The organism is Streptomyces sp. NPDC088197 (assembly GCF_044741185.1).
GTDB lineage: Bacteria > Actinomycetota > Actinomycetes > Streptomycetales > Streptomycetaceae > Actinacidiphila.
On sequence record NZ_JBIUSD010000017.1, the window covers coordinates 12,671 to 38,108 of the forward strand.

The following is a 25,438-nucleotide window of genomic DNA, read 5'->3' on the forward strand; positions in this document are numbered from 1 at the left end:
CGAGCCTGCCCGAAGGACGCATCGCCATGGCTTCCACCCCTGACCTGCCCCAGACTCCGGCCGGAGACGCCGCCGCCGGGGCTGCCGCGTCGCGCCGCAAGGCCGGACGGCACCGCGGTGAGGGCCAGTGGGCCATGGGGCACTTCACGCCGCTCAACGGCAACGAGCAGACCAAGAAGGACGACGACGGTCTCAATGTGCGGACACGCATTGAGACGATCTACTCCAAGGCCGGATTCCAGTCCATCGACGGCGCCGACCTGCGCGGCCGGATGCGCTGGTACGGGCTGTACACGCAGCGCCGCCCCGGGATCGACGGCGGCAGGACCGCCATCCTGGAGCCGGAGGAGCTGGACGACGAGTTCTTCATGATGCGGGTCAGGATCGACGGCGGCCGGCTGACCGTGGCCCAGCTCCGGGTGATCGGCGAGATCTCGCAGGAGTTCGCCCGCGGCACCGCCGACCTCACCGACCGGCAGAACATCCAGTACCACTGGATCCGGATCGAGGACGTACCGGAGATCTGGCGCCGCCTGGAGGCGGTCGGCCTGTCCACCATGGAGGCGTGCGGCGACACGCCCCGCGTCATCCTCGGCTCGCCCGTCGCGGGCATCGCCGAGGACGAGATCATCGACGGCACCACGGCGATCGACGAGATCCACGACCGCTACATCGGCAGCAAGGAATTCTCCAACCTGCCCCGGAAGTTCAAGACCGCGGTCTCCGGCTCGCCGCTGCTGGACGTGGCGCACGAGATCAACGACATCGCCTTCGTCGGCGTCCGGCACCCCGAGCACGGCCCCGGCTTCGACCTGTGGGTCGGCGGCGGGCTGTCCACCAACCCCAAGCTCGGTGTGCGGCTGGGCGCCTGGGTGCCGCTGGACGAGGTGCCCGAGGTGTGGGCGGGCGTCATCGGCATCTTCCGCGACTACGGCTACCGGCGGCTGCGCGCCCGCGCCCGGCTGAAGTTCCTGGTCGCCGACTGGGGTCCGGAGAAGTTCCGCCAGGTGCTCCAGGACGACTACCTCAAGCGCGAGCTGACCGACGGTCCGGCGCCCGACCAGCCGGTGCGGCAGTGGCGCGACCACATCGGCGTGCACCGGCAGCAGGACGGCCGCTTCTACGTCGGCTTCGCCTCGCGGGTCGGCCGGATCGACGGCGCGACGCTGACGAAGATCTCCGAACTGGCCGCCGAGCACGGCTCCGACCGGCTGCGGACCACCGTCGACCAGAAGATGCTCGTCCTGGACGTCGAGGAGTCCCGGGTCGAGTCGCTGGTCGCGGGTCTGGAGTCGCTGGACCTCCAGGCCACGCCGTCGCCCTTCCGGCGCGGCACCATGGCCTGCACCGGAATCGAGTTCTGCAAACTCGCCATCGTGGAGACCAAGGCGCGCGGCGCCTCGCTCATCGACGAACTGGAGCGGCGGCTGCCGGACTTCGACGAGCCGGTCACCATCAACATCAACGGCTGCCCCAACTCCTGCGCCCGTATCCAGGTCGCGGACATCGGTCTCAAGGGACAGCTCGTCACCGACGCCGACGGCGAGCAGGTCGAGGGCTTCCAGGTGCACCTGGGCGGCAGCCTCGGCCTGGAGGCGGGCTTCGGCCGCAAGGTCCGCGGTCTGAAGGTCACTTCGGCGGAGCTGCCGGACTACGTGGAGCGGGTGCTGACCCGCTTCCAGGCCGGTCGCACCGACGGCGAGCGCTTCGCGCAGTGGGCGGCGCGCGCCTCCGCTGAGGAGCTGTCATGAGCGAGCGGGCCGCGCCGTTCTACTGCCCCTACTGCGGGGACGAGGACCTGCGTCCGTCCGAGGAAGGCCACGGCGCGTGGGAATGCCACGCCTGCAATCGCGCATTCACGCTGAAGTTCCTCGGGCTGCTGTCCAGGGGAACGACCGCCAACTCCCCGCATGGAGGCGCCTCGTGACCACCGCACAGCACACCGCCGAGGACTTGCGCACCCTGGCCGAGCAGGCGGGCCGAGACCTGGAGGAGGCGTCCGCGCTCGACGTGCTGCGCTGGGCCGCCGACACCTTCGGGCCGCGGTTCTGCGTCACCTCCTCGATGGAGGACGCCGTGGTCGCGCACCTCGCCTCGCGGGCGCTGCCCGGCGTGGACGTGGTCTTCCTCGACACCGGCTACCACTTCCCCGAGACCATCGGCACGCGGGACGCGGTCGCGGCCGTGATGGACGTCAACGTCATCACGATCAGCCCGCGCCAGACCGTCGCCGAGCAGGACGCCGAGTACGGGCCGAAGCTGCACGACCGCGACCCCGACCGGTGCTGCGCGCTGCGCAAGGTCGCTCCGCTGGAGGAGGGCCTGCGCGGCTACGAGGCGTGGGCGACGGGCCTGCGCCGCGACGAGTCGCCGACCCGGGCCAACACCCCGGTGGTGTCCTGGGACGCCAAGCGGCGGAAGGTCAAGATCGCGCCGATCGCCCGCTGGACGCAGGACGACGTGGAGGCGTACGTCGCCGAGCACGGGGTCCTCACCAACCCGCTGCTGACGGACGGTTACGCCTCGGTGGGCTGCGCGCCGTGCACCCGCCGGGTGCTGGAGGGCGAGGACGCCCGCGCCGGCCGCTGGGCGGGCCTGGGCAAGACCGAGTGCGGGATCCACCTGTGACGGCCGGTCGGACGGGGACCGGTGCCACGAAGGCCGGCCCCGCGCGGACCGGCGCGGTGACGACCGAGTCAGTGACGACCAGTCAGGAGTTGGGGATGACCACCGGCGCCACCGTCTGGCTCACCGGTCTGCCGAGCGCGGGCAAGACCACCATCGCCCACGCACTCGCCGAGCGGCTGCGCGCGCAGGGCCGCCGGGTCGAGGTGCTCGACGGCGACGAGATCCGCGAATTCCTCTCCGCGGGCCTCGGCTTCAGCCGCGAGGACCGGCACACCAATGTGCAGCGCATCGGCTTCGTCGCCGAACTCCTCGCCTCGCACGGCGTGTTGGCGCTCGTCCCGGTCATCGCGCCGTACGCCGACAGCCGCGAGGCCGTCCGCAAGCGCCACCAGCAGCAGGGCACCGGCTATGTCGAGGTGCATGTCGCGACACCGGTCGAGGTCTGCTCGGTGCGTGACGTCAAGGGCCTGTACGCCAAGCAGGCCGCGGGTGAACTGACCGGCCTGACCGGCGTGGACGACCCGTACGAGATCCCGGCCGACCCCGATCTGCGGATCGAGACCCAGGGCCGCACGGTCGAGGAGTCGGCTTCCGTACTGCACGCGCTGCTTGTCGAGAAGGGGCTCACCATATGACCGCCGCCGTCGCGCACTCCGGAAGCACGGACAGCCCGTACGCCCTCTCGCACCTGGACGCGCTGGAGTCCGAGGCCGTGCACATCTTCCGGGAGGTGGCGGGCGAGTTCGAGCGGCCGGTGATCCTCTTCTCCGGCGGCAAGGACTCGATCGTCATGCTGCACCTGGCGCTGAAGGCGTTCGCGCCCGCGGCGGTGCCGTTCTCGCTGCTGCACGTGGACACCGGGCACAACTTCCCCGAGGTGCTGGAGTTCCGGGACCGTACGGTCGCCGAGCACGGCCTTCGGCTGCATGTCGCGATGGTGCAGGAGTACATCGACGACGGGCGGCTGCGCGAGCGCCCCGACGGCACCCGCAACCCGCTCCAGACGGTGCCGCTGACCGAGGCCATCAGGGAGCACCGCTTCGACGCGGTGTTCGGCGGCGGTCGGCGCGACGAGGAGAAGGCGCGGGCCAAGGAGCGGGTGTTCTCGCTGCGCGACGAGTTCTCGCAGTGGAATCCGCGCCGCCAGCGCCCCGAGCTGTGGCAGCTCTACAACGGCAAGCACGCGCCGGGCGAGCACGTACGGGTCTTCCCGCTGTCCAACTGGACCGAGCTGGACGTGTGGCAGTACATCGCCCGCGAGAAGATCGCGCTGCCCGAGATCTACTTCGCGCACGAGCGCGAGGTGTTCAACCGGTCGGGGATGTGGCTGACCGCGGGCGAGTGGGGCGGCCCGAAGGCCGGTGAGCCGGTGGAGACCCGCCAGGTGCGCTACCGCACGGTCGGCGACATGTCCTGCACGGGCGCCGTCGACTCCGCGGCCACCACGCTCGACGCGGTGATCACCGAGATCGCCGCCTCCCGGCTGACCGAGCGGGGCGCGACCCGCGCCGACGACAAGATGTCGGAAGCCGCGATGGAAGACCGCAAGCGCGAGGGGTACTTCTAACCATGACCGCCACCACGGGTCCCACCAACCCCCTCACCGCCGAGCAGTTGTCGGCCACCACGCTGCTGCGCTTCGCCACCGCGGGCTCCGTCGACGACGGCAAGTCCACGCTGGTGGGGCGGCTGCTGCACGACTCCAAGTCGGTGCTCACCGACCAACTGGAGGCGGTCGAGCGGGCGTCGCTCGGCCGCGGCCAGGAGGCCCCGGACCTGGCGCTGCTCACCGACGGCCTGCGGGCCGAGCGCGAGCAGGGCATCACCATCGACGTCGCCTACCGCTACTTCGCCACCGCGCGGCGGCGGTTCATCCTCGCCGACACCCCGGGCCATGTGCAGTACACCCGCAACATGGTCACCGGCGCCTCGACGGCGGAGCTGGCCGTGGTGCTGGTCGACGCCCGCAACGGCGTGATCGAGCAGACCCGGCGGCACGCGGCCGTCGCGGCCCTGCTGCGTGTCCCGCACGTGGTGCTCGCGGTCAACAAGATGGACCTGGTGGACTACGCGGAGCCCGTGTTCGCCGCCATCGCCGAGGAGTTCACCTCCTACGCGGCCTCGCTGGGCGTCCCGGAGATCACCGCGATCCCGATCTCCGCGCTGGCCGGTGACAATGTCGTCGAGCCGTCCGCGCACATGGACTGGTACGGCGGCCCGACCGTCCTGGAGCACCTGGAGACGGTCCCGGTCAGCCACGACCTGACCGGCTGCCCCGCGCGGTTCCCCGTGCAGTACGTGATCAGGCCGCAGACCGCGGAGCACCCGGACTACCGCGGTTACGCGGGCCAGATCGTCTCGGGGCTGCTGCGCGTCGGCGACGCGGTGACGGTGCTGCCGTCGGGCCGTACCACCACGATCTCCGGGATCGACGCGCTCGGTGAGGCCGTCGACACCGCGTGGGCGCCGCAGTCGGTGACGGTGCTGCTCGCCGACGACCTGGACATCTCGCGCGGCGACATGATCGCGCCGACCGCGACGGCGCCCGCGATCACCCAGGACATCAGGGCCACGGTGTGCCATCTGCACGAGCGTCCGCTGCGGATCGGCGACCGCGTGCTGCTCAAGCACACCACCCGGACGGTGAAGGCGATCGTCAAGGGCCTGCCGTACCGGATCGACCTCTCGCACGGTCTCGCGCACGACAACGAGCCCGCCGAGCTGGAGGTCAACGACATCGGAGCGGTGCTGCTGCGCACCGCGGAGCCGCTGCCGGTGGACGCGTACGCGGACTCCCGGCTGACCGGTTCCTTCCTGCTGATCGACCCGGCGGACGGTACGACGCTGACCGCGGGCATGGCGGGCGAGGCGTTCGCGGAGAAGACGGATCCGGCCGCGGGTGGCGCGGCCGACGACGAGGGTTGGGACTTCTGACGATGACTCAGGATGCCTTCTCGGGTTTCGCGAAGGAGGGCGGCCGCGTCGGCAGCGGCTCGCTCGGCGCGGGTACGGGCGGGGTCGCACGATGTGTGGGCTGACGCGCCCGGCCGCGGACCACGGGCACGCCGTGACCGCCGCCGTACCCCAGCGCCGCGCACAGCGGCCCCCGTTGCACTGCTTTCGAAGACCTGACGAACTTCCGGCCGCGCCCTGACCACGAGCGCGACACGCCGGGCCTTACGAGAGGACACCCACGTGTCTGCCCAGTCCCGTCCCGTATCCCGCGCCCTCCGCCGCCGCAGACTCACCGCCGCGGCCGCCGCCCTGCCGATCCTGTTCGGCGCTCTCGCCGCCTGCGGCTACGGCTCCAACGACGACAAGTCGAGTGACGCGACGACCGCGCCGGCCGCCAGTGCCGGGGCCGACGCGAAGAAGCTCTCCGCCGACCAGGTCAAGATCGGCTACTTCCCGAACCTGACGCACGCCACCCCGCTGGTCGGCCTCAAGGAAGGCATCTTCCAGAAGGAACTGGGCGCCACCACGGTCAAGGAACTGACCTTCAACGCGGGCCCCGAGGAGATCGAGGCGCTCAACGCCGGTTCCATCGACATCGGCTGGATCGGCCCCTCCCCCGCGATCAACGGCTACACCAAGTCGAACGGCGCCAGCCTGAAGATCATCTCGGGTTCGGCGTCCGGCGGTGTGAAGCTCGTCGTCAACCCCGACAAGATCAAGACGCTGGACGACGTCAAGGGCAAGAAGATCGCCACCCCGCAGCTCGGCAACACCCAGGACGTGGCGCTGCTGAACTGGATCAAGACCAAGGGCTGGAAGGTCGACGCGCAGAGCGGCAAGGGCGATGTGTCGGTGGTCCGCACCGACAACAAGATCACCCCCGACGCGTACAAGCAGGGCTCCATCGACGGCGCGTGGGTGCCGGAGCCCACCGCGTCGAAGCTGGTCGCCGAGGGCGCGAAGGTGCTGCTGGACGAGAGCACGCTGTGGCCCGACAACAAGTTCGTGATCACCAATGTGATCGTGTCGCAGAAGTTCCTCAAGGCGCACCCGGACGTGGTCGAGGCGGTGCTGCGCGGTTCGGTGAACACCAACGCGTGGATCGCGGCCAACCCCGACAAGGCCAAGGCGGACGCGAACGAGCAGCTCAAGAAGCTGACGCAGAAGGCGCTCCCGGCCAACGTCCTCGACCCGGCCTGGAAGTCCATCCAGGTGCTGGACGACCCGCTGGCGAAGACCGCGGGCGAGGAGGCGCAGCACGCCGTGGACGCCGGTCTGCTCAAGGCGCCGAAGCTCAACGGGCTGTACGACCTGACGCTGCTCAACAAGGTGCTCACGGCGGACGGCAAGCCGACGGTGGACGCCGCGGGGCTCGGCGCTCAGTAGCCCCGCCCGCGACACCCGCCCCCCGACGACCCGTAGCGGCGTCAACCGCACCCGCCCCGTAGGACCCCAGGAGGTGACACCCATGGCCGACACCCTCACCAGTGCCGACGCGCAGACCGCGGAGCCCGAGGCGTACGCCGCGCGGCTCGACCATGTGTCGAAGGCGTTCGGCAGGCCCGGCGCCCGGCAACTCGTGCTGGACGACATCACGCTCGACGTGCGGCCCGGTGAGTTCGTCTGCCTCCTGGGGGCCTCGGGGTGCGGCAAGTCCACCCTGCTCAATCTGGTCGCCGGACTCGACAAGCCGTCCGCGGGCGCCATCGCGGCGCCCGGCGGGCGGCCCGCCCTGATGTTCCAGGAACACGCGCTGTTCCCGTGGCTGACGGCGGGCAAGAACATCGAACTGGCCCTGCGGCTGCGGGGCGTGCCCCGCGAGGAGCGCCGCCCCGAGGCCGAGCGGCTGCTGGACCTCGTACGGCTCGGCGGCGCGTACGGCAAGCGGGTGCACGAGCTGTCCGGCGGTATGCGGCAGCGCGTGGCACTGGCCCGCGCGCTCGCCCAGGACAGCCAACTGCTGCTGATGGACGAGCCGTTCGCGGCGCTGGACGCCATCACCCGCGATGTGCTGCACGACGAGCTGACCCGGATCTGGTCCGAGACCGACCTGTCGGTGCTGTTCGTGACGCACAACGTCCGGGAGGCGGTACGGCTCGCCGAGCGGGTCGTGCTGATGTCGTCGCGGCCGGGGCGGATCGCCCGTGAGTGGACCATCGACATCCCGCAGCCGCGCCGTATCGAGGACGCGGCCGTGGCGGACCTGTCCGTCGAGATCACCGAAGAACTGCGTGGGGAGATCCGCCGCCATGGCCAGCACTGAGACGTCCGCGCAAGGCGCCGTCCCGCTCGGGAAGACGGACGGGCCGGGCGCCGCGGACCGGCACGACCTGTCAGGGCTCGAAGCGGGCCTCGACGCGCTGGAGACCGTCGAGGTCCGGCGGGCGCCCTTCTGGGAGATCCTGTTCAAGAAGGTGCTGCCGCCGGTCACCGCGATCCTGCTGGTGCTGGTGGTCTGGCAGCTCGCGGTGTGGGGCGGTTTCTCCGACCCGACGAAGCTGCCCAGCCCGCACGCCGTCGGCCAGGCGCTGTCCGAGCGGTGGAACGAGGGCGACCTGCTCTCCATCATCTGGACCAGCGTGCAGCGCGGCCTGCTCGGCTTCGTCGCCGCGCTGGCCATCGGCACCCCGCTGGGCCTGCTGGTGGCCCGTGTGCCGTTCGTACGGGCGGCGATCGGCCCGATCCTGTCCGGGCTCCAGTCGCTGCCGTCGGTGGCGTGGGTGCCCGCCGCGGTGATCTGGCTGGGCATCAACGACTCGGCGATGTACACGGTGATCCTGCTGGGCGCGGTGCCGTCGATCGCCAACGGCCTGGTGTCCGGCATCGACCAGGTGCCGCCGCTGTACCTGCGCGCGGGCCGCACCATCGGCGCGACCGGCCTGCGCGGCGCCTGGTTCATCCTGCTGCCCGCCGCGCTGCCCGGTTACGTCGCGGGCCTCAAGCAGGGCTGGGCGTTCTCCTGGCGCTCCCTGATGGCCGCCGAACTCATCGCGTCCTCACCGGACCTGGGCGTCGGCCTCGGCCGCTACCTGGAGAACATGCGCGAGGGTTCCGACATGGCCGGGGTCTTCCTCGGCATCCTGCTGATCCTGTTCGTCGGCATCGCCATCGACCAGATCATCTTCAGCCCGCTGGAGCGCTGGGTGCTGCGCAGCCGCGGCCTGACCGCCGGGGCCCAGCAGTAGTGCGCCCCGCCGCCCGGCCCCCCTTGGTCGTCATCGCGCACGGTTCCCGCGACCCGCGGCACGCCGAGACCGTGCGCGCGCTGACCCGGCGGGTCAGGGCGGCGCGGCCGGGTCTGCGGGTCGAGACCGGCTTCCTGGACTTCTGCGCTCCCTCGGTGCCCCAGGTGCTGGAACGGCTCGCGGCCGAGGGCGTACGGGAGACCGTCGCCCTTCCGCTGCTGCTGACCCGCGCCTTCCACGCCAAGGCCGACATCCCCGCCGTACTGCGGGACGCCCCCTCCCGGCTGCGGATCACGCAGGCCGACGTGCTCGGCCCGTCGCCGCTGCTGGTCGCCACCTTGGAGCGGCGGCTGACGGAGGCCGGGCTGCGGCCGGGCGACCGCGCCTCGACCGGTGTCGTGCTGGCCTCCGCGGGCTCCACCGACCCGGAGGCCAGGGCGGTGATCGCCGACATCGCGCGGGAGTGGCGGCGCACCGGATGGCGCGCCGTGCGGCCCGCGTTCGCCTCCGCCGCCCTGCCGCGCACCGAGGACGCCGTACGCGCGCTGCGCGCCGAGGGCGTCCGCCGGATCGCCGTGGCCCCGTACGTCATCGCGCCGGGCTTCCTGCCCGACCGGATCGCCCGCGGCGCGCGGGAGGCGGGCGCCGACGTGCTCGCGCCGGTGCTCGGCGCCGCGCCGGAGCTGGCCGAACTGCTGCTGCGCCGGTACGACGAGGCGCTGCTGCCCGCGCGCCGACTGGTGTCGGTGTAAGGGCCAACTTCCCGGCCATGGTGGGGTTGTCCCCACCCCTGAGGGGGAGCCCGCCCTCCCGGAAGTCACCAGCAGGCCGGATGGGTCGGCGCCCCGCGTCCCCATAGCGTCATAGGCGTACGGAGCGGCCCCGGATCACCAGGTCAGGCCGCCACCCATGACGATCCTTCAAGGGGGACACCGTGAGTCGCTCAGGCGCACACGGCAGCAGGATGGGCATCGCGGCGGCTATGGGCGGTTGGAGCGCCCGGCACCGCTGGGCGGCGGTGGGCGGGTGGCTGCTCTTCGTCATCCTGGCGATGTTCGTCGGACAGTCGGCGGGCCGGGTCGACCTCGACCAGGACAAGTCGATGTCCGGCGAGATCAACCAGGCCGCCACGATCAAGGAGAACGCCGGGCTCAAGAGCGCGGCGGGCGAGATGGTGCTGATCCAGGCCAAGGGCTCGGGTCACGCGACCGACCCGGCCTTCCGCACCGCGGTCGCCGAGGTGATGACCGCGGTCAAGGGCACGGGCAAGGTCACCGCGGTCACCTCGCCCTATGACACCAAGGCCGTCTCCGCCGACCGGCGTTCGGCGCTGGTCCGCTTCGACATGCTCGGCCTGGCGGACGACGCGCCCGACAAGGTGCAGCCGGTCATGGACGCGGTGAAGAAGGTCCAGTCGCAGCACACGGATTTGCGGATCGAGGAATTCGGCGACGCGAGCGGCGGGAAGGTGCTCAACGACGCCTTCGGCAGCGACTTCAAGACCGCCGAGTTCTCCGCCGTGCCCGTGGCACTGGGCATCCTGCTGATCGCGTTCGGCGCGCTGGTCGCGGCGCTGCTGCCGGTGGCGCTGGCGATGACGGCGTTCATGGCCGCGGGCGGTGTGGTGGCGATGGTCAGCCACATCATCCCGATGAGCGACACCGCCAACTCCGTGATGCTGCTGGTCGGCCTGGCCGTCGGCGTCGACTACTGCCTGTTCTACCTGCGCCGCGAGCGTGAGGAGCGGGCCGCGGGGCACGACGGACAGACCGCGATCAAGATCGCGGCGGCCACCTCGGGGCGGGCCATCCTGATCTCCGGCATCACCGTGATCGTGGCCATGGCGGGCATGCTCTTCACCGGCATCGGTGACTTCAAGGCGATGGGCCTGGCCACGATGATCGTCGTCGCCATCGCGATGTTCGGTTCGGTCACCGTGCTGCCCGCGCTGCTGTCGCTGCTCGGCCACCGGGTCGAGAAGGGCCGCATCCCGTTCCTGAACCGCGGCCGGAAGAACACCGCCCGGCGCGCCGCCAACCCCAGCAGCCGCTTCTGGAAGACCGTCCTGGGCCCGGTGCTGAGCCACCCCAAGACCGCCACGGTGATGGCGGGCGGCGCGCTGCTGGTCATCGCGCTCCCCGCGTTCGGCATGAAGACCGCGAATCTGTCGATGCCGCAGGAACTGGGCAGCAAGCTGCCGATCATCCAGACCTACGAGCACATCAACGAGGCGTTCCCCGGCGGTCCCGACCAGGCCAACGTGGTCGTCAAGGCCGACGACATCAACGCCCCGGCGGTCAAGAAGGCCATCGCCGCCTTCCGCGCCGAGGCCGTGTCCTCGGGCGCCAGCAAGGGCCCGGTCACCCTGACCGTGCACGCCGCGCAGAACGTCGCCCAGATCGACGTACCGCTGGCCGGCGGCAGCGACCGCGCCAAGGCCCAGGACAACGTGCGGACGCTGCGCGACCACGTACGGCCCGACACGCTCGGCAAGGTCGACGGCCTCCAGGCGCCGGTGACCGGCGGGACGGCCGGGTCGATGGACTTCACGGCCAAGATCACCAGCAGTGTGCTGCCGGTCTTCGCCTTCGTGACCGTCTTCGCCTTCCTGCTGATGCTGCTGTCCTTCAGGTCGCTGACCATCGCGCTGACCTCGATCGTGCTGAATCTGCTCTCGGTGGGCGCGGCCTACGGCATCCTGTCCGCGGTCTTCCAGCACGGCTGGGGCGCGTCGCTGGTGGGCGCCACCGGTACGGGCGCGGTGGTGGCCTGGCTGCCGCTGTTCCTCTTCGTGATCCTGTTCGGGCTGAGCATGGACTACCACGTGTTCGTGGTCTCCCGGATCCGCGAGGCCAAGGTGCGCGGGATGAGCACCCGCGGCGCGATCGAGCACGGCATCACCACCACCGCGGGCGTCGTGACCAGCGCCGCCGTCATCATGGTCGCCGTGTTCGCGATCTTCGGGACGCTGTCCATGCAGAGCATGAAGCAGATGGGTGTCGGCCTGGCCTTCGCGGTGCTGATCGACGCGACCGTCATCCGCGGGGTGCTGCTCCCGGCCGTGATGAGCCTGCTCGGCGAGCGCAACTGGTACCTGCCGCGCTGGATGCACCGGCTGCCCGACATGACGCACGACGAGTCGACCCTGGCCCCGCCGCCGGTCGTCGCGCTGCCGGAGGAGCCGTACCGGGACCAGGTGCCCGACCGGGTCTGATCCCCGGCCGGGGCCTGATCCCCGGCCGGGGGCCGGGAAGGGCCCCGGGACCTGTTCCCGGCCCGGCCCGGCCCGCCTCGGCCCGGCGCGAAAATTACCTCGGAAAATTCGGATCCCGCGTTTCTCCGCAGGTCACGGAGCCCCTGTCCCGCCCGGGACGGGGGCTCCGGCGCGTTCCGGGCGGTGTTCCGGGCCCCTTTTCCGGGCTCGTTGTCAGTGGGCGGGCCTAGTGTGGAAAGCGTGACCGTGAGAGAGAGCGAAAGCGCCGGGAGCGGTACCGCCCTGGCTGCCGACGAGGTGGAGCTCCGTCTTGAGGAGCACCGGGCAGAGCTGACCGGCTACTGCTACCGCATGCTCGGCTCGGTGTTCGAGGCCGAGGACGCCGTGCAGGAGACGCTGGTCCGCGCCTGGCGCGGGCAGCGCGGCTTCGAGGGGCGGGCCTCGTTCCGCTCCTGGCTGTACCGGATCGCGACCAATGTGTGCCTGGACAGTCTCAACGCGGGCAAGCGCCGGGCCCGCCCGATGGACCTGTCCCCCGCGTCGCACGCCGACGCGACGCTGCCCGCCGCCTCCCCGGAGAGCGTCTGGATCGAGCCGGTACCCGACGTCCGCGCCCTGCCGTCCTCCGGCGACCCGGCCGATGTCGTGGTCTCCCGCGAGACGATCAAGCTGGCCTTCGTCGCCGCCCTCCAGCACCTGCCCGCCCGGCAGCGGGCCGTTCTGATCCTGCGCGAGGTGCTGGCCTGGAAGGCCAGCGAGACCGCGGAGCTGCTCGGTACGACGGTGGCGTCGGTCAACAGCGCGTTGCAGCGCGCCCGCGCCACGCTCAGCGAGGCCGGGGTGAGCACGGCGGGGACCGACTACGCCAAGGCCGCCGCCGCGCCGATGGACGAGGCGCAGGAGAAGCTGCTCGCGCGCTATGTGGACGCCTTCGAGCGCTACGACCTCGATTCGCTGACCGCCCTGCTGCACGAGGACGTCACGCTGTCCATGCCGCCGTACGCCCTGTGGCTCCAGGGTCACCAGGACATACGCGACTGGTTCCTCGGCACCGGTGTCGAGTGCAAGGACTCCCGGCTGCTGCCGGTGTGGGCGAACGGATCGCCCGGCTTCGGGCAGTACCGGTCGAACGGCCCGGAGGGCGGCCACCACCCGTGGGCGCTCCAGGTGCTGGAGATCACCGACGGCCGGATCACCGGCATCAACGCGTTCCTCGACACCGCGCACCTATTCCCGCTTTTCGGCCTCCCACTCGAACTGCCCCGCTAGCCCGGCGAGTTCGAGCAATTCGCGGAGTTCCGCGGTGGCGCCGCGCAACCGCACGGTGTGCCCGGTCCTGTGCGCGGCCAGCCCCAGCCGGGCGAGCGCGCCGATGGTGCCGGGCGCGCCGCCGGGGAGCCCGGTCACGTCCACGACCAGGGGTTCCGTCGGGCCGGGTGCCGCCGTCACAGTCTTCTCCGCCTCTCCTGGACCTGGCCCCCGGACGGGCCTTCATGGATACCGACCGGCCGGGCGGCCAGGATTCATCGCTGCGCGCCCGACGTATTCGGGCGTATTCACGGCGCATTCTCAGCCGGTGACGCGCGTTCAGGGGGCGCGCGGATGCGACACTGGCCTAGTTCCGCGCCGTTGACCGATGCTGTCGGCATATGCGGTACGGAAAGCGGCACGTCGGTGGGGCGGCGCGTGACACGGCGGGGGCGTACGGGGAGGGCGCGGGCGGGCGCGGCGGTACGGGACAGTGGACGATTCGGGACTGCGGGCGATTCGGCGAAGGGTTCGGGTTTCGGCATGGCGGACACGAGGGTGTTCACGCGGGAGCGGGCGCGGGCGGTGCTGGATGCCGCCGGGCATCACGAGGCCGAGCTGCTCGCCTTCGGCGAGAACGCGGTCTACGCCGCCGGGCGTCTGGTGATCAAGGTCGGCCGCAGCGCCGATCTGCTGGAGCGGGCCCGGCGCGAGGTGCGCACCGCCGACTGGCTGGCCAAGCACGATGTGCCCGCCGTGCGCTCGGCGGAGTCCGAGGTGCGGCTGGTGGACGGCCACCCGATCACGTACTGGCAGCGGCTGCCCGAGCCGCTGCGGCCCGCGGAGCCCGCCGATGTGGCGCCGCTGCTGCTGCTCGTGCACGCGCTGCCCGAGCCGGACTTCGGGCTGCCGCCGCGTGAGCTGCTCGGCGGGGTCGAGCGCTGGCTGCGGCTGGCCGGGGACGCGATCGATCCGGCGGACGCCGCGTATCTGCGCAATCGGCGCGACGGTTTCGCGACCGCCGCGGCCGAGCTCGTACCGCACCTGGAGCGCGGGCCGATCCACGGGGACGCGCTGCCGCGCAACGTGCACATCGGGCCCGACGGGCCGGTCCTGGTCGACCTGGAGACCTTCTCCTCCGACCTGCGCGAGCACGACCTCGTCGTCCAGGCGCTCAGCCGTGACCGCTACGGGGTGCCCGCGGCGGCGTACGACGCCTTCACCGCCGCCTATGGCTGGGACGTCACCGAGTGGCCCGGCATCACCGTCCTGCGCGGTGCCCGCGAGACCGCCAGTTGCGCCTGGGTCGCCCAGCACGCCCCCGCCAGCCCGGCCGCCCTCAACGAATTCCGCCGACGTGTCGCTTCGCTGAGAGCCGCCGACCCCACCGTCCGCTGGTACTCCTTCTGACCCCGCCCCACCGCGGCGGCCTTCAAGGAAGGCGCCGCCTTCCCCCACCCCATCACCCCTTGCACGGCCCCCAGTTGACCGCGACGCACAGGTGAGCCGAAGAGGCGGCGCCTCTTCGATCCGCCGCAGCGGCGGGCCGCGGGACGGCGGGTGACCGGCCCCGGAGGGGTCAGGCGGCGGAGACGCGCAGCGGCCAGGCGCGGTCGATGGTGGAGGCGTCGGCAGACCCCTTGCGGCGGAGCCAGGAGGCGAAGTCCTCGGCCCAGTCGGCGTACCAGCCGCGCTGCTCGTCGTAGAGGTCCCAGAGGTCGGCGTCGGCGACCTGGGGGTAGCGGGCGGCGAGGGCGCGGGCGACGCGGACGGCGGCGAGGGCGTCGGCGCCCGCTTCGTGCGCGCCGTCGAGGACGACACCGTAGACGCCGCAGGCGGCCTCCAGGGTGCGCTTGCCGCGCCGGTACTTGTCGAGGGCGCGGTCCATCACCAGCGGGTCGAGCACGGGCCCCGGGCGGGCCCCGGGAACGGCCAGCGGCGGCAGCGCGTACCGCCGCAACTCCTCGTCCAGCAGGGTGAGATCGAAGGGCGCGTTGTAGACGACGACGGGCACCCCGGCCGCCCAGTACCCCCGCAGGGCGTCGGCGATCTCGGCGACGACCTCCGGCGCCGGGCGCCCCTCGGCCGCCGCGCGGGCGGTGCTTATGCCGTGGATGGCGGTGGTCTCCTCGGGAATGGCGACGCCGGGATTGGCCAGCCACGCCCGGTGCCGTACCGGCTCCCCGTCCTTCACCTCGGTGACCGCCGCGGTCACGATCCGCGCCTGGCGCGGATCCGTCCCCGTCGTCTCCAGGTCGAACCCGACCAACAGCTCCTCATGCCATGCCATGGCGAGCATCCTTCCCACCCATTTCCCCGTAACCCCCGTGTGCCCTGCCATCATCGCGCGGACCACTGACAGCGCCGGACGGCGGGGTTCCGTTTCCCGGGGCGTCCCCGCCCCTCCCCCGGAGGTCACGACACGGGACGGGAATCCGTCCAGATGCCCTCGAACTCCTCGCGGTAGACCTCGAAGAGCCCGTGTTCCGCGGGCCCTTCCTCGGCGACCACCTGCCGGGACCCGCCGCGCAGCAGCAGCACCGGCACCTCCATGCCGCGGGCCCGCCGCAGATAGGACTGCACGACGGCCAGGCCGTCGCCGGTGTCGCCGTCGACGAGGTACGCGGTGAAGCGCGGGGTCTCGTCGAAGACCCGGATCTCGAAGGCGTCGGGGTCCCGCAGCCGGGCCCGCACCCGGCGCATGTGCATGATGTTCATCTCGACCGACCTGGCCAGCTCACCGCGCCCCAGGCCCAGTTCCCGCTCGCGGCGGCGGACCGTACTGCTCGCGGGGTTGAGGAAGAGCAGTCTGACCCGGCAGCCGGACTCGGCAAGCCGCACCAGGCGCCGCCCCGAGTAGTTCTGCACCAGCAGATTGAGGCCGATGCCTATCGCGTCGAGCCGGCGCGCGCCGGAGAACAAGTCCTCGACGGGGAGCTGCCGTTGCAGCCGCACGCGGTCCGGGTAGACGCCGATGACGTCGGAGTAGCGGTCGGCGACCAGGTCCTCGACGGCGTCCACCGGCAGCCGCTGCGCGGCCGTACGGGCGGGTCCCGCGCCCAGCAGCTCCAGCAGCTTGGCGGCGGCCCGCTCGGCCTGGTCCAGGACGGTCCTGGACAGCGCCCGGTTGCGCGAGACGACGTGCCGGGCCACCTCCAGCTCGTCCAGGGCGAGTTCGAGGTCGCGGCGGTCGTCGAAGTACGGCTCGAAGCACGGCCAGTGCTGGACGACCAGTTCGCGGAGCTGGGGCAGCGTCAGAAAGCTGAGCACATTGTCGTCGGCGGGGTCGAGCAGGAAGCCCTTACGGCGGCTCACTTCCCGTACGGCGACGGCCCGTTGCACCCATTCGTGCCCGGCCGGGCCCGCCGCGGCGACCACCCACTCCTCGCCGTGCACGGGCTCGTAGATCGGGCGCAGCACCGCGTTGACGACGGCGCGCAGGCGCTGTTCCACGAGGTTGAGCCATACGTAGGCCCGCCCGGCGCGCGTGGCGCGGGTGCGTACCTCCGACCAGGCTTCCGCGCCCCAGTCCAGCTCCGCTCCGATCTCCAGCGGCTGGGCGAGGGTGACCGCGCTCTGCACCGCCTCGGCGGCGGCACCGTCCGCGACCTGACGGTCCTCCTGATCTCCACCACCCGGGAGCATCAGACCTCCGGACGTCTCCACGCCACCCGCCTCCCACCCCCGTCCACGATCAAGGAAGGGTACTGCGGTGCAGGGTGCCCCGCAGCCCTGTTGACCCTACTTGACTACTACCGGACAAGCTCATCACCCTTGCGGTAGCTGGCTGTTGTGGCTTTGTCACCCTCGGGTGGACCAGGTGGGAGGATGCACTCTCGGCAACGAATTCGGCAACGAAGCTGGCCGGGTGCGCGGAATCGGTCCGCGCTCTCCCGGTCCGGGAGTGGAAGAGTCACGAGATGCAAGTCTGGCCGGGTCAGTCGTACCCCCTGGGTGCCACCTTCGACGGCGCGGGCACCAACTTCGCCGTCTTCTCCGAGGTGGCGTCCCGTATCGAGCTGTGCCTGCTGCACGACGACGGGTCGGAGACGGCCGTCGAGCTGCGCGAGGCGGACGCCTTCGTACGGCACGCCTACCTGCCGGGGGTGATGCCGGGTCAGCGGTACGGCTTCCGGGTGCACGGGCCCTACGACCCGCCCCGCGGCCACCGCTGCAACTCCGCGAAGCTGCTCCTCGACCCGTACGCCAAGGCGATGAGCGGCAGCATCGACTGGGACGAGGCCGTCTACGGCTACCGCTTCGGACAGCCCGACTCGCGCAACGATCTGGACTCCGCCCCGCACACCATGACGTCCGTCGTGGTGAATCCGTACTTCGACTGGGCCGACGACCGCGCCCCGCGGATCGATTATCACAAGACCATCATCTACGAGGCCCACGTCAAGGGCCTGACGATGACTCACCCGGGTCTGCCGGAGGAGATCCGCGGCACCTACGCGGCGCTGGCTCACCCGGCGGTGATCGGCCATCTGGTGGAACTCGGGGTGACGACACTGGAACTGATGCCGGTGCATCAGTTCATCCAGGACCACCGTCTGGTGGACGCGGGCCTCGCGAACTACTGGGGTTACAACACCATCGGCTTTTTCGCGCCGCACCATTCGTACTGCTCGCTGGGTGACCGCGGGCAGCAGGTGCTGGAGTTCAAGACGGCGGTCCGCGCGCTGCACCGGGCCGGGATCGAGGTGATCCTGGACGTGGTCTACAACCACACGGCCGAGGGGAGCCACCTCGGGCCGACGCTGTCGCTGCGCGGCCTGGACAACGCCTCGTACTACCGGCTCGGCGGCGACAAGCGGTACTACACGGACACCACGGGCACCGGCAACAGCCTGCTGATGCGCAGCCCGCACGTCCTCCAGCTCATCATGGACAGCCTGCGCTACTGGGTCACCGAGATGCACGTGGACGGCTTCCGCTTCGACCTCGCGGCCACGCTGGCCCGGCAGTTCCACGAGGTGGACCGGCTCTCGTCCTTCTTCGACCTGGTCCAGCAGGACCCGGTGGTCTCGCAGGTGAAGCTGATCGCCGAGCCGTGGGACGTCGGCGAGGGCGGCTACCAGGTGGGCAACTTCCCGCCCCTGTGGACCGAGTGGAACGGGAAGTTCCGCGACACGGTACGGGACCTGTGGCGCGGCGAGAGCGCCACGCTGGCCGAGTTCGGCTCCCGGCTGACCGGTTCCTCCGACCTCTACCAGGACGACGGCCGCCGCCCGTTGGCCTCGGTCAACTTCGTCACCTGCCACGACGGTTTCACGCTGCGCGACCTGGTGTCGTACAACGACAAGCACAACGACGCCAACGGCGAGAACAACCGTGACGGCGAGAGCTTCAACCGGTCGTGGAACTGCGGTACGGAGGGGCCGACGGAGGACGAGAAGGTGCGGTCGCTGCGCGGGCGGCAGATGCGCAACTTCCTCGCCACGCTGATGCTCTCGCAGGGCGTGCCGATGATCTCGCACGGCGACGAGTTCGGCCGCACCCAGAAGGGCAACAACAACGTCTACTGCCAGGACAACGAACTGGCGTGGGTGTCCTGGCCCGGCAAGCCGGACGACGGCGGGCCGAACGACGAGGCGCAGCAGTTGCACGAGTTCCTGCGCACGATGGTGTGGCTGCGGCGCGACCACGCCGTGTTCAGGCGGCGGCGCTTCTTCCACGGGCGGCCGGTCGAGGGCACGCACGACGAACTGTCGGACATCGCCTGGTTCACGCCCGAGGGGCAGGAGATGGCGCAGCGCGACTGGCAGGCGGCGCACGCCAGGTCGATGTCGGTCTTCCTCAACGGCAACGCGATCTCCGAACCGGGGCCGCGCGGCGAGCCGGTCACCGACGACTCGTTCCTGCTGATGGTCAACGCGGCGCCGAAGCCGCAGGAGTTCGTGGTCCCGGTCAACCACGGCTTGGAGTGGCAGCTCGTGGTGGACACCCAGTTGGCCGGGGGCGTCCCGCCGGGCACCGGCCAGCGCGTACAGGCCGGGGACCGGGTGGAGCTGGCCGACCGCAGCATGGTGGTGCTCCAGCGCCCGGCGCTGTAGCGGCCCGGCGGCGCGACACGTGCTCCGCGTAAGGCGGCGCGGCCGGTGGCCCGCGGGTCGGCGGCGCGGCAGGTGGCCCGCGGGTCGGCGGCGCGGCCGGCCTGCCACGGGGAAGGACGGGCCGCTTTCGGCGATACGGACGGCGTCCGGGGAGACCCGGGCGCGTTCGGCCGCTTCACGGCCGAATCCGGGGTAGAGAAGACCTCATGACCGGACTTCCCGTGACGCCCTCCGCCACCTACCGGGTGCAGGTGCAGCCCGGCTTCACCTTCGCCGACACCGCCGCGCACGTGCCGTACCTGGCCTCGCTCGGCGTCTCGCACCTGCATCTGTCGCCGATCCTCGAAGCGGTGCCCGGCTCCACCCACGGCTACGACGTGGTGGACCACTCGCGGGTACGCGAGGAGCTGGGCGGCGAGCAGGGCCTGCGGGCACTGTCGCACACCGCCCGCGAGCACGGCCTCGGCCTGATCCTGGACATCGTCCCCAACCACATGGCGGTGCCCGCGCCCGAACACCTCAACGGCCCGCTGTGGGAGGTGCTGCGCGACGGTCCCGGCTCCGCGTACGCCGACTGGTTCGACATCGACTGGGCCGCGCTGGGCGGCAAGGTGCTGCTGCCCGTGCTGGGCGACCCCCTGCCCGACGTCCTCGGGCAGCTCTCGGTGGTCTCCGACAAGCGCGCGGGCGGCGAGGTGCTGCGCTACTACGACCACCGGTTCCCGCTGCGGCCGGGCACGGAGAATCTGCCGCTGCCGGAACTGGTGGAGGCGCAGTGGTACCGGCTGGCGTACTGGCGGCAGGCCCGCACCGAGCTGAACTACCGCCGCTTCTTCACGATCTCCGACCTGATCGCGGTCCGCGTCGAGCGGCAGGACGTCTTCGAGGCCACCCACGCGACCGTGCTGCGGCTGCTGCGCGAAGGCGTCGCCGACGGGCTGCGGATCGACCACCCGGACGGCCTCGCCGACCCGGCGGGCTATCTGCGCCGCCTGGCCGAGGCCAGCGAGGGGCGGTGGACGGTGGTGGAGAAGATCCTCCAGCGGGACGAGGCGCTGCCCGCCGACTGGGCGTGCGCGGGCACCACCGGGTACGACGCGCTCGACCGGATCGACGGGCTGTTCACCGACCCGGCGGGCGTCGCCGAAGTGACCGGCTTCTATCGGGAGTTCACCGGCGTCGAGGACAGCCGCGGCGGCCGGTGGGAGCCGACCGCGCGGCGCGCCGCCCACCGCATCGTCGGCCACGACCTCGCCGCGGAGGTCTCCCGCCTCGCGGCGAGCGCGCAGCGGGCGCAGGGCCCCGGCACGGGCGGCGGGACCGAGGGGGCGGTCGGGCCGGTAACAGCCGAGCGCCAGGAGACCGACCCTTACACGGCGCCCTATGCGACGTCCGTGCTGGAGGAGGCGCTGCGCGAGCTGCTGGTCCGTATCCCGGTGTACCGCCCGTACGTACGCCCCGGCACCCCGGCGACGCCCGGCGACACCCTGATGGTGACCGAGGCCGCCTCCAGTGCGGCGGAAAGCGCCGACGGGCGGCTCGCCCCGGCGATCGGCCTGCTGCGCGACCTTGCGCTCGGCCGCCCGGCCGAGGACGCGACGGTGCCCGGTGAGGACGCCGACGACTTCGCCGTCCGCTTCGCGCAGGTCGCCTCCGCGCTGCACGCCAAGTCCGTCGAGGACACCGCCTTCTACCGCTACTCGCCGCTGCTGTCGCTGTGCGAGGTCGGCCGCAGCCCGGCGCATCCGGCGACGGCCCCGGAGGAATTCCACGCCTATTGCGCGCGGATTCAGCGCGACCACCCCGGTACCGGCACCGTCCTGTCCACGCACGACACCAAGCGCAGCGCCGACCTGCGGTTGCGACTGGCCGTCCTGTCCGAACTCCCCGACGCCTGGCGGGAGTGGATGGGCGCCCGCGAGGCCCGCGCCGAGCGGTCAGGCGACGCGCCCGCGCCCGACCGGCACACCGCGTACACCGTCTTCCAGACCGGCGTCGGCCTCGGCTTCTGCCACCCGGACCGGCTGGTGCCCGCCGCCCTCAAGGCGGTCCGCGAGGCGGGCCTGCACACCTCGTGGACCGAGCAGGACGAGGCGTACGAGAAGGCCGTCACCGACTTCACCGAGCAGGGCCCGTGCGGCGCGGGCGTCTACGACGTGGGCGAATTCGTCAACTCCCTCGCCCCGTACGCCGATGCCAACGCGCTCGGCGCGGCGCTGGTGCACCTGACGATGCCGGGGGTGCCCGACGTCTACCAGAACACCGAATTCCCGGTGTACACCCTGGTCGACCCGGACAACCGCGGCCCCATGAACGGGCCGGTCGGCGGGACCCAGCGGTTCGGCGTCGACCGCACCCTGGACCGCCTGCTGGACGGCGCCGCGCCGGGCTCCTTCGACGAGGCCAAGCTGCGCCTGACCGCGGTGGCGCTCCGGCTGCGGCGCGACCGCCCCGAGTGGTACGGCCCCACCGCCTCGTACATCCCCCTCGTCGCGCAGGGTCCTGCCGGTGACCACTGCCTCGCCTTCCTGCGCGGCGGCTCCGCCCTCACCGTCGTCACCCGGCTCTCCGCCCGCCTCGCCGCGGCGGGCGGCTGGCGCGAGGCGTCGCTGCCGCTCCCTCCGGGCCGCTGGCACGACCGCCTGGGCGGCGGGACGTACGAGGGCGCGGCCCCGCTGGCCGAACTGCTGGGCCGCAGCCCTGTGGCCCTGCTGACCCCGGAGAGGTGAGCGCGGAGAGGTGAGCCCGGAGAGGTGAGCCCGGCGGGCTGAGCCGCCCCCGCTCGCTCCCGCGCACCCGCGTCGACATCCCGACAAGGCCGCCGCGTAAAACCGGTGGCCTTGTCGGCCGTCGCCCGCCTAGGGTGCTGATCACGCCCATGACCGGACGAGAAGGAGGCGAGAGCGATGACGTACATCACTGTGCCGCGCTCCCGCCCCTCCGCAGGGCGTCCGTAGATCCACGGGGAGATGGTCCCGGGAGCGCTCCGTCGAACTCCCGAAGGAATCGCTTCACCATGTCCGATCTGGTTTTCCGCCCGCTGGTCGCGGGCGAGTCCGCCCTGTTCAACTCCCTTGCCGAGACGGCATCCGGCACGCGCACCGGCACCGGCACCGGCACCGGCGACGCGTTCGTCGGCCGCGCCCTGCTCGGCCAGTCCTTCGCGACCCTCGACGCGGGCGGCGAGTACCGGCCCGAGTGGTCGTGGGTCGCGCTGCGCGGTGCGAAGGTCGTCGCGCGGGCCGCGTGGTGGGCCAAGCCCGAGGACAGCGAGCCGCTGGCCCTGGACTGGTTCGACTTCGCCGAGGGCGAAGCCGAGGCGGCCACCGCACTGCTGCGCGCCGCGCCCCTGAACACCGAGTACAGCCTGCTGCTGCCGCCCGACTGGCGCGAGCGCCCCGACGTGACGGCGGCGGCGCGGAGCCGCGCGGCGGCCGTCGAGGCCGCGGGGCTGCGCGAGTTGGTCGAGCGGTACCGCTACGAGTGGACGGCGGACTGCCCGCTGCCGCCGCGCACCGGGCGTCTTGAGTACCGGCCCGAGCCGGACGACACCGCCTTCCGGGCCGTCATGGCCCGCATCATGGAGGGCACCCTCGACGCCCACGACCGCCGGATGATCGCCGAACAGGGCCTGGAGGCCGCCCTCGACGAGACCATCGGCTTCTTCGACTGGTTCCCCTCGCCCGCCGACTGGCGGCGGGTGGCGTACACCCCGGACGGCGAGGTGGCCGGGCTGCACGTGCCCGCGCGCAATCCGGCCGGCCCGTGCATCGGCTTCATCGCCGTGGTGCCCGAGCAGCGGGGCCGTGGTTACTCGTACGACCTGCTGGTCGAGTGCACTCACGACCTGGTCGACCGCGGCGCGGTCAAGGTCGCGGCGGCCACCGACCGGACGAACGTCCCGATGGCGCGGAATTTCGCGAAGGCGGGGTATCCGATCGTTCAGGAGCGGATCGACTTCGTCCCCGACGCAGTGTGATGTTCCCCCGCTGATCCGCTCGCGGTGATGCGGGAGGCCGTTCCGTGGGCATGCATGTGCCCGGGGTCCGTGGCGCGGCCACGGCCCCCGGGCATCCGCGAGGAACGGCCTCGGGGGCGCCCGTACAGAAGACCGCCGTACAGAAGACTGCCGTACAGAAGACCGCCGTACCGCCGTACAGAAAACCGCTGTACGGAGAACTTCCGCGCGGAAGACCGCCGCGCGGAAGACCGAAGACGCTGAACGAACCGGATGACGAGACGGGAGCCGTGGGTGCTGTTCGAGGTGTGGGCGCCGGATGCCCAGCAGGTGGAGATCCTGATCGACGACCGCACACGGCACGGCCTCGGCCCCGACCCGGCGCGGGCCGGCTGGTGGCGCGCGGAGGTGTCCGCCGGGCCGGGCACGCGGTACGCGTATCTGCTCGACGGCGGTCCGCCGCTGCCCGATCCGCGCTCGCGCCGCCAGCCGGAGGGCCCGGACGGGCCGAGCGCCGTCGTCGACCACGACGCGTTCGCCTGGACGGTGCCGTGGCCGGGCCGCGCGCTGCCCGGCGCGGTGGTCTACGAACTGCACGTCGGCACCTTCACCCCCGAGGGCACCTTCGACGCGGCGATCGAGCGGCTGCCGCACCTGGCCCGGCTGGGCATCACGCACATCGAGCTGATGCCGGTGTGCCCGTTCCCCGGCACCAACGGCTGGGGGTACGAGGGCGTGTCGCTGTGGGCGGTGCACGAGCCGTACGGCGGCCCCGAGGGAATGAAGCGATTTGTCGACGCGGCGCACAAGCAGTGCCTGGGCGTCGTCCTCGACGTGGTCCACAACCACCTGGGCCCGTCGGGCAACCATCTGCCGCCGTTCGGCCCGTACTTCACCGACCGGCACCACACCCCCTGGGGCGACGCGGTCAATCTGGACGCGCCCGGCTCCGACGAGGTGCGGGACTTCCTGATCGGCAGCGCGCTGTCGTGGCTGCGCGACTACCGGCTCGACGGGCTGCGGCTCGACGCCGTCCACGCGCTGGTGGACACGCGCGCCCTGCACTTCCTCGAGGAGCTGTCGACGGCCGTGGACGGGCTGTCAGCCGCGCTCGGCCGCCCGCTGTTCCTGATCGCCGAGTCCGATCTGAACGACCCGCGGACGACGGCCCCGCGCCAGGCGGGCGGCCTCGGACTGCACGCCCAGTGGAGCGACGACTTCCACCACGCCCTGCACGCGGCCGTCACCGGTGAGGCGCAGGGCTATTACGCGGATTTCGCCGCCGCCGGGCCCGCCGCGGTGGCCAAGACGCTCACCGGGGGCTTCTTCCACGACGGCAGTTGGTCCTCCTTCCGCGGCCGGCACCACGGCCGCCCGCTGGACCGGGCCGCCGCGCCCGCCCACCGGCTGCTGGGCTACGCGCAGACGCACGACCAGATCGGCAACCGCGCGACCGGCGACCGGCTCACCCCTGACCAGCTCACCGTGGCCGCGGCCCTCGTCCTGACCTCGCCGTTCACCCCGATGCTCTTCATGGGCGAGGAGTGGGGCGCGGGCACGCCCTGGCAGTTCTTCACCGACCACGACGACCCGGAGCTGGGCGCGGCCATCACGCGCGGGCGGCGCCGCGAATTCGCCGACCACGGCTGGGCGGAGGAGGACGTGCCCGATCCGCAGGACCACGCGACCCGGGACCGCTCGTGCCTGGACTGGGCCGAGCCGGACAAGGCGGGGCACCGCGAGCTGCTGGAGTGGTACCGCGGGCTGATCGCGCTGCGCAGGTCGGAGCCCGCCCTGACCGATCCCCAGCTCGACACGGTCGCGGCGACCGCGGGCGGCCGGACGCTGCGGCTGGCCCGCGGCCCCTTCCGTACGGTCGTGAACTTCTCCGACGCGCCCGCGCGGGTGCCGCTGGACGTGCCGTGCGAGGTGGTGCTGGCCCGGCCGTCGTGCAAGGTGCTGCCGGGCCCGGACGCGGCCGTCCAGCTTCCGCCCCGGGGGGCCGCCGTGCTGCGCGCCCGCGTTACGGTGAACGGGTGACACAGACGACCCCGACGCCCGACGCGGAAGCCCTCGCGGACTGCGTGCTGTGCGGCGAGCCGACCGAGTATCCGGCGAGCACGCGCGGCGCGACGTACTGCCCGGTGTGCGAGTGGCAGGAGGCGCAGCGCACCGCGTGCTCCGGCTAGGA

The 25,438-nt window shown here is 72.0% G+C and carries 21 protein-coding genes; 18 read left to right on the forward strand and 3 right to left on the reverse strand.

Going from position 1 to position 25,438, the window contains the following annotated elements:
- Nucleotides 1-26: 26 nt before the first annotated feature.
- From ACIOC1_RS30010 to ACIOC1_RS30065, 12 genes are all read left to right on the forward strand, one after another.
- Complete coding sequence (locus ACIOC1_RS30010; RefSeq protein ID WP_391048716.1) at nt 27-1,751, forward strand: nitrite/sulfite reductase; 1,725 nt, start codon at nt 27-29, stop codon at nt 1,749-1,751.
- Nucleotides 1,748-1,927, forward strand: coding sequence for a hypothetical protein (locus ACIOC1_RS30015; protein WP_355338738.1), 180 nt, complete (start codon nt 1,748-1,750; stop codon nt 1,925-1,927). The genes ACIOC1_RS30010 and ACIOC1_RS30015 overlap by 4 nt, the downstream gene beginning before the upstream one ends.
- Complete coding sequence (locus ACIOC1_RS30020) at nt 1,924-2,628, forward strand: phosphoadenylyl-sulfate reductase (RefSeq protein ID WP_355338735.1); 705 nt, start codon at nt 1,924-1,926, stop codon at nt 2,626-2,628. Before ACIOC1_RS30015 ends, ACIOC1_RS30020 begins: the two co-directional genes overlap by 4 nt.
- 95 nt (nt 2,629-2,723) lie before the next feature.
- Complete coding sequence (gene cysC / locus ACIOC1_RS30025) at nt 2,724-3,263, forward strand: adenylyl-sulfate kinase (protein WP_355338820.1); 540 nt, start codon at nt 2,724-2,726, stop codon at nt 3,261-3,263.
- Nucleotides 3,260-4,195, forward strand: a complete 936-nt coding sequence (cysD, locus tag ACIOC1_RS30030) for a sulfate adenylyltransferase subunit CysD (RefSeq protein ID WP_355338732.1) — start codon at nt 3,260-3,262, stop codon at nt 4,193-4,195. Before cysC ends, cysD begins: the two co-directional genes overlap by 4 nt.
- Before the next feature lie 2 nt (nt 4,196-4,197).
- The gene (locus tag ACIOC1_RS30035) at nt 4,198-5,562 is read left to right on the forward strand and encodes a sulfate adenylyltransferase subunit 1 (protein ID WP_401312203.1); all 1,365 of its coding nucleotides are present in this window, start codon (nt 4,198-4,200) and stop codon (nt 5,560-5,562) included.
- A 261-nt stretch (nt 5,563-5,823) separates the two neighbouring features.
- A complete protein-coding gene (locus tag ACIOC1_RS30040; protein ID WP_355338726.1) occupies nt 5,824-6,969 on the forward strand; it encodes an aliphatic sulfonate ABC transporter substrate-binding protein in 1,146 nt (381 codons plus the stop codon).
- A gap of 73 nt (nt 6,970-7,042) precedes the next feature.
- A complete protein-coding gene (locus tag ACIOC1_RS30045) occupies nt 7,043-7,846 on the forward strand; it encodes an ATP-binding cassette domain-containing protein (RefSeq protein WP_391048725.1) in 804 nt (267 codons plus the stop codon).
- Complete coding sequence (locus tag ACIOC1_RS30050; RefSeq protein ID WP_355338720.1) at nt 7,833-8,768, forward strand: ABC transporter permease; 936 nt, start codon at nt 7,833-7,835, stop codon at nt 8,766-8,768. Before ACIOC1_RS30045 ends, ACIOC1_RS30050 begins: the two co-directional genes overlap by 14 nt.
- Nucleotides 8,768-9,520 (forward strand): sirohydrochlorin chelatase, encoded by a 753-nt coding sequence (locus ACIOC1_RS30055; protein ID WP_355338717.1) that lies wholly within the window; start codon nt 8,768-8,770, stop codon nt 9,518-9,520. The genes ACIOC1_RS30050 and ACIOC1_RS30055 overlap by 1 nt, the downstream gene beginning before the upstream one ends.
- Nucleotides 9,521-9,732: 212 nt before the next feature.
- Entirely contained in the window at nt 9,733-11,982 is a 2,250-nt protein-coding gene (locus ACIOC1_RS30060; RefSeq protein WP_401857164.1) for an MMPL family transporter, read from the forward strand.
- A gap of 246 nt (nt 11,983-12,228) precedes the next feature.
- Nucleotides 12,229-13,251, forward strand: a complete 1,023-nt coding sequence (locus tag ACIOC1_RS30065) for a sigma-70 family RNA polymerase sigma factor (protein ID WP_401857166.1) — start codon at nt 12,229-12,231, stop codon at nt 13,249-13,251.
- Here the strand turns inward: ACIOC1_RS30065 and ACIOC1_RS30070 are convergent.
- Nucleotides 13,210-13,431: an STAS domain-containing protein gene (locus ACIOC1_RS30070; protein ID WP_188280389.1), complete on the reverse strand. Its 222-nt coding sequence runs from the start codon at nt 13,429-13,431 to the stop codon at nt 13,210-13,212. The two genes, ACIOC1_RS30065 and ACIOC1_RS30070, sit on opposite strands and share 42 nt — an antisense overlap.
- A 342-nt stretch (nt 13,432-13,773) precedes the next feature.
- Between ACIOC1_RS30070 and ACIOC1_RS30075 the strand changes: the two genes are divergently transcribed.
- The gene (locus tag ACIOC1_RS30075) at nt 13,774-14,640 is read left to right on the forward strand and encodes an aminoglycoside phosphotransferase family protein (RefSeq protein ID WP_401857065.1); all 867 of its coding nucleotides are present in this window, start codon (nt 13,774-13,776) and stop codon (nt 14,638-14,640) included.
- Between the two features lie 169 nt (nt 14,641-14,809).
- Here ACIOC1_RS30075 and ACIOC1_RS30080 read toward each other — a convergent pair whose 3' ends face one another.
- Nucleotides 14,810-15,520 carry an exonuclease domain-containing protein gene (locus ACIOC1_RS30080; RefSeq protein ID WP_391048729.1) on the reverse strand — a complete coding sequence of 237 codons (711 nt, stop codon included), beginning with the start codon at nt 15,518-15,520 and terminating at the stop codon, nt 14,810-14,812.
- Nucleotides 15,521-15,645: 125 nt separating this feature from the next.
- Nucleotides 15,646-16,875: an SAV2148 family HEPN domain-containing protein gene (locus tag ACIOC1_RS30085; protein WP_355338811.1), complete on the reverse strand. Its 1,230-nt coding sequence runs from the start codon at nt 16,873-16,875 to the stop codon at nt 15,646-15,648.
- Between the two features lie 275 nt (nt 16,876-17,150).
- On the opposite strand from ACIOC1_RS30085, the gene glgX reads away from it, so the two are divergent.
- From glgX to ACIOC1_RS30110, 5 genes are all read left to right on the forward strand, one after another.
- The gene (gene glgX, locus ACIOC1_RS30090) at nt 17,151-19,289 is read left to right on the forward strand and encodes a glycogen debranching protein GlgX (RefSeq protein ID WP_355338705.1); all 2,139 of its coding nucleotides are present in this window, start codon (nt 17,151-17,153) and stop codon (nt 19,287-19,289) included.
- A 206-nt stretch (nt 19,290-19,495) separates the two neighbouring features.
- Nucleotides 19,496-22,018, forward strand: coding sequence for a malto-oligosyltrehalose synthase (gene treY / locus ACIOC1_RS30095; RefSeq protein WP_401857068.1), 2,523 nt, complete (start codon nt 19,496-19,498; stop codon nt 22,016-22,018).
- 287 nt (nt 22,019-22,305) lie between these two features.
- On the forward strand, nt 22,306-23,268 hold the full coding sequence (locus tag ACIOC1_RS30100) for a GNAT family N-acetyltransferase (protein ID WP_401857070.1): 963 nt from the start codon (nt 22,306-22,308) through the stop codon (nt 23,266-23,268).
- A 252-nt stretch (nt 23,269-23,520) separates the two neighbouring features.
- Nucleotides 23,521-25,287 carry a malto-oligosyltrehalose trehalohydrolase gene (treZ, locus tag ACIOC1_RS30105; RefSeq protein WP_401312187.1) on the forward strand — a complete coding sequence of 589 codons (1,767 nt, stop codon included), beginning with the start codon at nt 23,521-23,523 and terminating at the stop codon, nt 25,285-25,287.
- The gene (locus ACIOC1_RS30110; RefSeq protein WP_223186409.1) at nt 25,284-25,436 is read left to right on the forward strand and encodes a hypothetical protein; all 153 of its coding nucleotides are present in this window, start codon (nt 25,284-25,286) and stop codon (nt 25,434-25,436) included. The genes treZ and ACIOC1_RS30110 overlap by 4 nt, the downstream gene beginning before the upstream one ends.
- The last annotated feature ends 2 nt before the right edge of the window (nt 25,437-25,438 follow it).